Source organism: Candidatus Magnetobacterium casense, assembly GCF_019173545.1.
GTDB classification, from domain to species: Bacteria; Nitrospirota; Thermodesulfovibrionia; order Thermodesulfovibrionales; family Magnetobacteriaceae; genus Magnetobacterium; species Magnetobacterium cryptolimnobacter.
In genome coordinates, this window is the sequence record NZ_JABXWD010000588.1 from 1 (window position 1) to 1,677 (window position 1,677).

1 protein-coding gene is annotated in these 1,677 nt (G+C 53.8%); it reads left to right on the top strand.

Annotation, left to right across the window (positions count from 1 at the left end; genetic code table 11):
• The first annotated feature begins 227 nt into the window (after positions 1-227).
• Positions 228-1,400, top strand: a complete 1,173-nt coding sequence (locus HWQ67_RS17865; RefSeq protein ID WP_218254048.1) for an efflux RND transporter periplasmic adaptor subunit — start codon at positions 228-230, stop codon at positions 1,398-1,400.
• Positions 1,401-1,677: the final 277 nt, after the last annotated feature.

Consider the following 1,677-nt stretch of genomic DNA (forward strand, 5'->3'; position numbering starts at 1 on the left):
CGAGTTTTTTCGGGTATCAAAATTGCCTGCATACAAGAAAGAAAGGGGCGGCTCCGCCCCCCTTCAGAACCCCCCGCAAGGGGACCAGTCCCCTTGACCCCATTATTTCACATTCAAATATCATGCCTGAAAAAACCTGCGTCATTTCAGTATAACAAAATTTTTCAACATCCATATGCCCTGTTGTCATATCAATGGCAGTAGATGTAAAATAGAGACCGTTGCCTATGAAGACCACAATTGAAGGAACGCTCATGAGGTTTGGGCAGATGCACTTTGTTGTGCCAAGATCGTGTTTGATGTTGTTTTGGTTTTTTTCGTGTGTTGTGTTCATGTGCCTGTTGCCTGGATGCAAGAAGGGTGAGCTACCCCCGGCGCCTGCGGAGAAGACCATCAACGTCATCACCGCCCCTGCGTTGAAGGCCACACTCAGGGCGTTTGTTGAGGCAACGGGGTCGCTTGAGCCATTTGAGCGAGTAACGGTCAGCAGCGAGGTTGATGGCATTCTGTCGCAACTGACCGTGACCGAAGGAGCACGGGTATCAAAGGGTGCGGTGCTTGCCAGGGTCAACGACAGCGACTTAGCCCTGTCCCTTAAGAGCGCCGAACTTGCCGTGACTCAGGCCGAGGCATCGCTGACCAACCTCAGGGGCGAGTTCCAGCGCAAGAGCGACCTGTACAAAGACCAGCTCGTAACAAAGCAACAGTTTGACGACATCTCCACACGTCTGGCCATCGCCCAAGCCGAGGTGGGAAGGGCAAAAGCCGCAATGGAGCTCTCACGACAGAGACTGGACAAGACGACCATTTACAGTCCGCTCGGTGGTGCGGTTGAGGTCAAGAAGGCATCCGCGGGGGATTACGTCCGAAACGGCACCCCCCTGGTGACGATCATCCAGACTGACCCCGTCAAGCTGAACTTCACGGTGCCCGAAAAGGCTGCCCGGATGCTGCACAAGGGACAAGAGGTGACCTTTAGCGTTGATGCGTTGCCACAGGGGCAGTTCATCGGAAAGGTCAGCGTCATCTACCCTGTAGTTGACAAGAAGACCCGCACGCTTGAGGTTGAGGCACTCGTAAGCAATGCCGATGGCGCACTGAGGCCGGGGTATTTTGCCCACGTGACGCTCTATACGGGGCAGCCGCGTGAGGTCATCGCAGTCCCTGCCACGGCGCTGCTCTATGAGGGCGATAGCGTTAAGCTATACGTCGTTGACGGCGACAAGGCCGGCCAAGTGTTGGTGAAGGTTGGACAGTCCTTTGCGGATGAGAACTCCGGAGAATTAACCGAAATAACACAGGGCATTACTGCCGGGCAGTCCGTGGTAGTGGTCGGACAGCAGGGCCTCTTTGACGGGGCCAGGGTGAAGGTACAAACGGCGCCCAAAGGAGATAAGTAACATGTGTCATGCCTGAAAAAACTGCGTCATTTCAGTATACGTGTATTTTTACAGTGTGTCAGGGTGGGCAGATTTTTTATCCGGTTTGATCGGGTTATTCTGGTTGCGAGGTCTGGTAGTTGAGTTGAGTATGGGAATGCACATTGTCGGTATACTGATCGGATTCGAGTTTTTTCGGGTATCAAAATTGCCCGGATAGAAGAAAGAAAGGGGCGGCTCCGCCCCCCTTTAGAACCCCCTGCAAGGGGGCCAGCCCCCTTGACCCCATTATTTTGTC

Bases quoted from the DNA above. Each gene is read 5' to 3' on its own strand.
- HWQ67_RS17865 (WP_218254048.1), top strand. From the start codon at position 228: ATGAAGACCACAATTGAAGGAACGCTCATGAGGTTTGGGCAGATGCAC.